7 protein-coding genes are annotated in these 7906 nt (G+C 71.5%); 2 read left to right on the top strand and 5 right to left on the bottom strand.

Translation table 11 applies throughout. The features are described 5' to 3' along the window. Nucleotides 1-50 precede the first annotated feature (50 nt). Nucleotides 51-1892, top strand: coding sequence for a bifunctional metallophosphatase/5'-nucleotidase (locus HALOF300_RS03555; protein WP_231954994.1), 1842 nt, complete (start codon nucleotides 51-53; stop codon nucleotides 1890-1892). Between the two features lie 43 nt (nucleotides 1893-1935). Beyond that, nucleotides 1936-2667, top strand: coding sequence for a class I SAM-dependent methyltransferase (locus HALOF300_RS03560; protein ID WP_156739366.1), 732 nt, complete (start codon nucleotides 1936-1938; stop codon nucleotides 2665-2667). A gap of 220 nt (nucleotides 2668-2887) precedes the next feature. Here the strand turns inward: HALOF300_RS03560 and HALOF300_RS03565 are convergent, their stop codons facing one another. The 5 genes from HALOF300_RS03565 to HALOF300_RS03585 all read right to left on the bottom strand — a co-directional run bounded on the left by HALOF300_RS03565 (nucleotide 2888) and on the right by HALOF300_RS03585 (nucleotide 7808). After that, nucleotides 2888-3832: a GNAT family N-acetyltransferase gene (locus HALOF300_RS03565; protein WP_156739368.1), complete on the bottom strand. Its 945-nt coding sequence runs from the start codon at nucleotides 3830-3832 to the stop codon at nucleotides 2888-2890. 119 nt (nucleotides 3833-3951) lie between these two features. Further along, on the bottom strand, nucleotides 3952-5637 hold the full coding sequence (locus HALOF300_RS03570) for an AAA family ATPase (protein ID WP_156739370.1): 1686 nt from the start codon (nucleotides 5635-5637) through the stop codon (nucleotides 3952-3954). A 35-nt stretch (nucleotides 5638-5672) separates the two neighbouring features. Beyond that, nucleotides 5673-6197 carry a hemerythrin domain-containing protein gene (locus HALOF300_RS03575; RefSeq protein WP_156739372.1) on the bottom strand — a complete coding sequence of 175 codons (525 nt, stop codon included), beginning with the start codon at nucleotides 6195-6197 and terminating at the stop codon, nucleotides 5673-5675. Between the two features lie 16 nt (nucleotides 6198-6213). Continuing rightward, nucleotides 6214-6762: a hypothetical protein gene (locus HALOF300_RS03580; protein WP_156739374.1), complete on the bottom strand. Its 549-nt coding sequence runs from the start codon at nucleotides 6760-6762 to the stop codon at nucleotides 6214-6216. Nucleotides 6763-6926: 164 nt separating this feature from the next. Further along, a complete protein-coding gene (locus HALOF300_RS03585; RefSeq protein WP_156739375.1) occupies nucleotides 6927-7808 on the bottom strand; it encodes a hypothetical protein in 882 nt (293 codons plus the stop codon). Between the last annotated feature and the right edge of the window lie 98 nt (nucleotides 7809-7906).

Below are 7906 nucleotides of genomic sequence, written 5' to 3' on the forward strand. Positions count from 1 at the left end.
CCCCCACCTCCGACGCGAAGTCCGCGCACGCCGCCCTCCTCGATTCGGAGGTGTCCCGACGTCGGCTGCTCGGGATGGCCGCCGTCGGCACCGCCGGCGCCGCGGCCGCGGGCATCGTCGGCGCCGATGCCGCGCATGCCGGCAGCAACGGGAACGCGGGTCCCGGCCGCAATGACGCGCACCGCCGCCGCCTGACCGTGCTCGGCACCACGGACCTGCACGGCAACGTGTTCAACTGGGACTACTTCAAGGACGGCGAATACACCGACTCGGCCGGCAACGACATCGGCCTGGCCAAGATCTCCACGCTTGTCAGCGCGATGCGGGCCGAGCGTGGTGAGCGCACGACCCTGCTGCTGGACGCCGGCGACACGATCCAGGGCACCCCGCTCGCGTACTACTACGCCAGGATCGACCCGATCACCGGCGGGCACGTGCACCCGATGGCCGCCGCCATGAACGCGATCGGATACGACGCCGCCGCGATGGGCAACCACGAGTTCAACTACGGCCTCGACACCCTGGCCACGTTCGTCGACCAACTGGACTTCCCGCTGCTGTGCGCGAACGCCGTCGACGACTTCACCGGTGAACCCGCCTACGAGCCCTATGTCATCCACACGGTCCGGTCGCGCGGCGCCCGCCCGATCAAGGTCGGCATCCTCGGCCTGGTCACCCCGGGCGTGGCGATCTGGGACAAGGCGAACGTGGAGGGCATCCTGCACTTCCCGGGCCTCGTCGAGCAGGCGCAGGTGTTCGTGCCGCGGATGAAGAGCCGCGGTGCGGACATCATCATCGTCTCGGCCCACTCCGGCGCGGACACGTCCAGCTCCTACGGCGACGCCCTGCCCTACCCGGAGAACGCCGCCACCCTGGTCGCCGAGCAGGTGCCGGACATCGACGCGATCCTCGTCGGCCACGCACACTCCGAGATCGTCGAGCGCTTCGTCACCAACACCGCCACCGGTAAGCAGGTACTGCTCACCGAACCGTTGCGCTGGGGCATGCGGCTCAGCGTCATGGACCTCGACCTGGTGTCCGAACGCGGCCGCTGGCACGTGGAGTCCGCGCACTCCCACCTGCTGAACGCGAACTCTGTGCCGCAGGACCCGGCGATCGTGGAGATCCTCACCGCCGACCACGAGACGGTCCGCGGCTACGTGAACTCGGTGATCGGCACGAACCTGACCGCGATGTCCGCGCAGACCTCCCGCTACGAGGACACCGCGGCCATGGACTTCATCAACCACGTCCAGTCGGACGCCGTCACCCAGGCCCTGGCCGGCACGCCCGAGGCCGACCTTCCGGTGCTGTCCATCGCGGCCCCGTTCAACCGGGACGCGGCCATTCCCGCGGGCGACGTGACGGTGCGGGACGTGGCCGGCATGTACATCTTCGACAACACCCTGTTGGCGATCACGCTGACCGGGGCCGAGGTGCTCGCCTACCTGGAGCAGTCCGCGGCCTACTTCAAGCAGGTCACCGGTACCGGACCGTTCACCCCGGACGACGTCACCAACGCCGTCACCCCGACGGCGCCGAACGGCACGCCCGACTACAACTACGACATCATGGGCGGCTTCACCGCGCCGCTCACCTACGACATCGACATCGCGCGGGCCCCCGGATCCCGGATCGTCGGCCTGAGCTACGACGGCGCCCCGATCGACCCCGCGCAGCGGTTCGTCATCGCGATCAACAACTACCGGCAGTCCGGCGGCGGCAACTTCCCGGGCGTGGTTGCTGCCCCGGTGGTCTACAACGCCCAGGTGGAGATCCGCCAACTCATCATCGACTGGGTCACGGCCGTCGGCCAGATCGACTCCTCGGCCTTCGCCGCGACCGACTGGCGCCTGGTCGCAGGCGGTGAACCAGTGATCATCCAGGCCTGACGCCTGGGTAAATCGGTTGGGCGTGCCCGTTAGCGTGACGGGCATGCCCGATCCGATCTTCGACGAGCCCCGGCTCGCTGCCGTCTACGACGCCCTCGACCCCGACCGCAGCGACCTCGACGTCTACGTCGCCCTCGTGGTCGACGAGCTCGCCGCCCGCACCGTCCTCGACGTCGGGTGCGGCACCGGCACCTTCGCGATCATGCTCGCCCACCGGGGCCTCGACGTCGTGGGCGTCGACCCCGCCCGGGCGAGCGTCGAGGTCGCCCGCGGCAAGCCGGGAGCCGATCGGGTCCGCTGGCTCGACGGCGACGCCACCTCGCTACCGGAACTGAGCGTGGACGTCGCCACCATGACGGCGAACGTCGCGCAGGTGTTCACGAGCGAGGCCGACTGGGTCGCCACGCTCGCCGGCATCCACCGGGCGCTGCGGCCGGGCGGGCACCTGGTGTTCGAGGCCCGCCGGCCGGAGGTGCGTGCCTGGGAGGGCTGGACGCCGGAGGCCACGCACCAGATCGTGGACTGCGGCCCGGCCGGCCTGGTCGAGGACTGGACCGAGATCATCTCCTACTCCGACGGCGTGCTCACGTTCTCATCGCCGACGGTGTTCCACGCCGACGGCGTCCGCATCGAGTCGACATCGAGTCTGCGGTTCCGTACTCGCGAGGAGGTCGAGGCGTCACTCGTCGAGACCGGCTATGTCGTCCGCGACGTGCGCGACGCACCGGACAGGCCCGGCCGCGAGTGGGTCTACGTCGCGCAGCGCCCCGAGTAGCCCGGCATCGGCAGTCCTGAGCGGTACGCCCTCGTTCAGCGCCTGCACGACGAGCAGGGGTCGGCCACCGGACGCCCGGCGCGCGCGATCACCACCGACTCGACGCTTCCACGAGTCCAGCAGTTCGAGAGGCTGGACATCGCCTCGTGAACGTTGACCTGTCGCACCATGCCTGGAGCACACCGGACCAGGTCGGGCTGAGTCTCCAGCCGTCGGAGCGTCAGCCGGCGCCGTCGAGCTTCGCGAACGTCGCGGTGGTGCGCACCGGCGTGAAGCCGACCGACTCGTACAGACGGCCGGCGCCGGTCGGGTTGATGGAGTCGACGTCGAGTTCGACCAGGTCGTACTCGCCTGTCGCCGCCGCGGCGGTCAGGCTCGCGGTCAGCACTTGGCGGGCCAGGCCCTGGCCACGCGCGGACGGGCGGGTGCCGACGATGCTGATGTAGAGCTCCCGGTCCACCCACTGGGCGGTGATCACATAGGCGAGCACCACGCCGTCCTGCACGGCGACCCGGGACGTCGCGACCCGCAGCGACCGGGCCTCCATACCCTTGGCCCACTGCTCGGGTTCCTGCGGCGCGGAACCCCAGTGGCTGGCGAACGCCTCGTTGTGCGCGAGCCGCAGCGGCTCCGCCAGCTCGGGCGTGACCGGCCCGACCCGCGGGTCCGTGACCTCGGGCAGCGGGTCCCCGGGAAGCGGGCGCTGCATCGCGGTGAAGTACCGGACGATCTCGTAGCCTCGCTCGGTCAGCAGCGGGCGGACCGGATCCGTCTCCAGGCCGCCGGACGCGCGGAGCTCGAACGGCTCGCCAGGGTGACGCTCGGCGGCCAGTGCCCGCCCGCGTGGCTCCATCTCGTCGAACATCCGGGTGGCGATGCCCTGCCCGCGCCAGTCCGGGTGCACGCCGCCGCCGATCATCGCCCGGGCCGTGCCCTCGTAGGTGAGCGCGAGCGAGACCCGGAGCTGGCTGTAGGCGACCAGGGTGTCACCGTCCCACACCGCGATCGAGTCCAGAGCGGGGTCGAAGCCGGGCTCGCCGAGTTCCTCGGCCAGGTCCTCCGGCTCGTAGTACTCCTCGGTGCGGTCGACCTTCGCGAGCAGGTTCGTCAGCTCGGCCCAGGCGGGCACTGCATCGTTGTCCAGGGTGCTCCAGCGCAGTGCCATCGGACGGCCTCTCAGGGTGATCGAACGGACGGGACGCCCCAGGATGCCGTGGACCGCCCCTGCGGCGTCAAGGGGAATGTCGTCGGCGGCTGCCCCGTCCGACGAGGAGGCGCACCGACCTACGCGGGCGCACCACCGCCGTCGGGACCCGCGTCCGGTCCGCTGTCGGGACCGCCGTCGGGACGGCGGCCCGAACCGGGATCCAGGACCGCCTCGGTGCCGCCCCCGGCATCGGGCTCGAAGTGGAGGTCCGAGGAGAAGGAGGCGCTCGGGTGCGGGCCCTGCAGCCCGGGCCGGTACACCTCACCGGCGAGGGGAGCGTACGCGAACCAGCCCACGCCGCCCTCTCCGGTCCCGTCGTCCGAGCCGTCCTCGTCGAAGCCGCCGGGTGCCCCGTCCGGTCCCGAAGCGCCGAGGGTCGCCCGGGTGATCGCGTCGCCGTCGGACATCATCTCGGCGACGGCGGAACGCAGCTCGTCGTCGCCGACCCGTTCCGGGGTGCCGGCCTCGGCGGCGAGCAGCACCGCGCGCCGCACGAGTTCCTTGACGAAGCTCGCGGTGGCACCGGATGCGGCCTCCGCGACCTCCTCGCGGGCCTGCGCGGAGAAGGGCAGGTCCCCGGCGTACAGGTCGAGCAGGGCACGCCGGGCGGGTGCGTCCGGCAGCGGGATCTCGACGGCGAGGTCCACCCGGCCGGGCCGCTGCGCGAGCGCGGGCTCCAGCACGTCCACCCGATTGGTGGTGAGGAGGAACGTGACGTCGGAGTCGGCGGCCAGGCCGTCCAGGGCGTCGAGGACCTCGAACAGCAACGGGGAGGACGTGTGCGGGTTGCGGGCACCGGCCACCAGGTCGCAGTCCTCCAGGACCACGATCGCCGGTGCCAGGGTGCGGGCGGTCTCGGCGGCCAGGGACACCAGTGCGAGGGTCTGCCCCGAGAGCAGGATCACGGTGGCGTCGCTCGCGGCGCCCACCAGGTAGCGCACGGTCAGGGTCTTCCCGGTACCCGGCGGCCCGTACAGCAGCACCCCGCGCTTGAGATGCTGGCCGGCGCGGGCGAGCGCCTCGGCGTGGGCGCCGATGCCGAGCACGTGCCGCTCGATCCGGTGCAGGGTGCCCTCGGGCAGCACGATGTCACCCGCTCCGACTTCGGGGCGGGCGTGGAACGTGACCCCGCCGGCGCTCGGCCCGTACTCGGAGCTGGTGAACGTGACGACCTGCCCTCGCAGCACGCTGTGGCTGTTCATCGCGGCGCGGATCTGGGTCAGGAAGGCCGCCGCCACCTCCCGGTCGGGCGTGAGCACCTCCAACTTGGCGGCCGCGCCGAACTGCGGGTTGCTGCCTCGCTGCAGGACCGCGACCGGACTGCCGTCGAAGGCGAACAGGTGCAGGCCGAAGGCGACCACGGACCGCTCGTTCGCCGGGCCGACCGGGACGGTGCGGAACTCGACCGGCCCGATCGGGAACATGCCGTGCTGGCCGGCGTACTGCACGATCTCGCTGAGCGAGTTGTGCCAGCGCTGGTCCCCGCCCCCGATGCCGAGCTGTTCGCCGCCGCCGTGCGCCGTGATCACATGCTCCAGGGCGACGTCCGCGTCCGCCGTGCGCAGCGGACTTATCTCCTCGGTGAGCGTGGCGGGGGTGCGTGGGTCCACACCGAGGTGCGCGGTGAGCACCGGCAGCAGCGGCGCCCCGGAGGTCTCCGGCGTCGAGTGCTCGGCGGCGAGGTTCGCCAGTGCGTGGAAGTCGGCAAGGAACGAGGCCAGCGAGCCCTTGAGCGGGCTGGAGTCGGCGGGCGGGATGGTCATCCGGTCATCCTGTCAGCCGCGGCCCGCATCGCTCTTCAGGCGAGCGGGCCGAGGTAGTGCCGCCGATCGCCGGCGGCTTCGTCGGGCTCGTCCGCCCCGATTGGGGAACCGGCCGCGGAACGGTCCGGGCCGGGTAGTTCGAGGGCGTCCAGCACCGAGATCAGCTGCTTCTCCTCGAACCGGAAGTGGGTCTCCATGACCGCCTCGATGCCGTCGAGGTGGCGCAGCGTGTCCTCGCGCGGTGCCCCGGCCTCAAGGGTGCGGCTGAGGTTCCCGATGAGATGGTCGAGCATCGAGTGGTCCTGGGTGAGGCCCCGCAGCACCGGCGCCAGGTCCGGGTGGGCCGCCTCGATCTGCGGGAACAGGGCGGCGTCCTCGCTGCGGTGATGCCCGGTCAGCGCGGAACAGAAGCCCCAGCAGTACAGGAGCAGGTCCCGCGGGGCGGGCCCGGCGGGTTCGGCGTCCTCGACGTTGTCCCGCGCCACCGCCAAAGCCTCGCGCAGCCGGGCGTGCACCGCGCGCAGTTCCGCGCCCCAGGAGAGCAGTCGGTCGGTGGACATCGGGTCCGGGCCGGAATCAGCCGCAGTCGTCGCAGATCCCGGACGCGGGGAGCTGGACGAAGCAGGTCGGGCAGATCTTGGGAGCTTCCTCGGGCACTACCGGCTTGCGCGTCCGAGGTGCACGAGTTCCGGCGCTGCTGGACCTGGTGCGGCGCGCGCGGGTGGCCTCCGCGGCCTCGGCCTCCTTGGCACGCACCTCGGCGTCCGCGAGGGCGATGACCTCGGCAGGGATGTCGTCGGCGTAGCGGCGGTAGCAGGCGAAGCGGGCCTGGGTGACGCCCTCCTCGGTCTCGACGTCACCACCGGCCCGGTGGACCACCAGCGACGTCAGCGGTGGCAACGCTTCCGCGTGCGCGCGGGTGACCACGATCGCGAGGACGCTCCCGATCCACGTGCGGTACGGGGAACGGGTGCGCAACCCGGTACGGGATTGGACCTGCTCGGCGAGATCGGCGCGCGTGATCACGGCGAGGTGATGGCCGGCCACTTCGGTGAGGATGTCGTGGGCGGCGTCCGCCCAGGCGACCGAGCCCTCGTTGACCCCTACCCAGCGCTCCGCCGTCACCCGATCCCCACGATCAGGGAACCCGCTGCACGACGGTTGCGCCGCTGACCGATCGTGATTGTCATCTGCACCGTTCGAGCATACGGCGCTGACACCGCCACCCGAACCGGGCGCAGGGTGACCCGGCTCATACGCGTAGCAGGGCCAGCCGGCATGTGCACGGGTCAGGTCCGCCTCGCCCTGGCACTGGTGGTGCCCGCGTACTCGCGCCACACCCACTCGGGAATGCCGTCGTCGATCTCGGCCAGGACCCGCAGGTGCGTCTCGAGCAGCTGCGGGGTCAGGTTCGTCGGGGCGTGCGAGACCAGATGGTCCCCACGCAGGTGGATCTCGGTGACAGAGTCGTCGGTGTGGTTGAGCAGTTCCATCACGCGGGGATGGGTGAACGCCGACGCGTACCGCGGGTCTTCGGCGTCGACCCGCCAGTGGTGGTTGAACGTCGCGGACTCGAACCGCACCCGCTGACCGGTGAACACGTCGTCCTCGGCGCGGTCCACGATGCTCACCGGCGGCAGCGCGTTCCGTAGCCGAAGGGCGATGATCTGCTCCACCTCGAGCAGGTACCCGCTGCCCCGTTCGAAGTGGAAGGCCAGTGCCGTCCGGTCGCGGTACTGCCCGGTGAGCAGCTCGGAGAACCTGGCGCGCTTGTCCGAGTTCAGCTCCCGGACCGGCTGGCACGCCCTCGCCGCGGACGCCTGCTGGGCGGGGATCTGCTTGCCGTTGGCGAACCACGCCCATCCCACACCTTTGGCCCACGCCCGCAGCCGCCGCCGGCGCGGGATCCGCACGACCCCCTGGCCGATCAGCGCCACGGACGCCCAGATCGCGCCGACCGCCCAGCTCAGGAGCATAACCACGAGGAAGATCCCGAGCACCGCGTCGACCGCCTGGATCCCTCCGGAGTACACCTCGCCGACGCCGCAGGTGACGGCTGTCGACAGCACGCCGATCGCGGTCACGACGGTGCCGATGGTCCGGCTCACCCGCTTACGGGCGCGCGTGACGGGCCGCTTGCGGCGCGGTGGGTTCGATCGGGCGGAAGACATCTCGGGCTGAGCCTAGAAGATGCCCGACGGCGGTGGTCGCCCCCGCGATGGGCCGTTCTGCCCGTGCGGTGGGGGCGGGCGGAACTACGGGCGGGGGT

The organism is Occultella aeris (assembly GCF_902703175.1).
Taxonomy (GTDB): domain Bacteria; phylum Actinomycetota; class Actinomycetes; order Actinomycetales; family Beutenbergiaceae; genus Occultella; species Occultella aeris.

Coding starts and splice junctions, on each gene's coding strand:
- HALOF300_RS03575 (WP_156739372.1), bottom strand. CDS start 6,197: ATGTCCACCGACCGACTGCTCTCCTGGGGCGCGGAACTGCGCGCGGTG.
- HALOF300_RS03570 (WP_156739370.1), bottom strand. CDS start 5,637: ATGACCATCCCGCCCGCCGACTCCAGCCCGCTCAAGGGCTCGCTGGCC.
- HALOF300_RS03585 (WP_156739375.1), bottom strand. CDS start 7,808: ATGTCTTCCGCCCGATCGAACCCACCGCGCCGCAAGCGGCCCGTCACG.
- HALOF300_RS03560 (WP_156739366.1), top strand. CDS start 1,936: ATGCCCGATCCGATCTTCGACGAGCCCCGGCTCGCTGCCGTCTACGAC.
- HALOF300_RS03565 (WP_156739368.1), bottom strand. CDS start 3,832: ATGGCACTGCGCTGGAGCACCCTGGACAACGATGCAGTGCCCGCCTGG.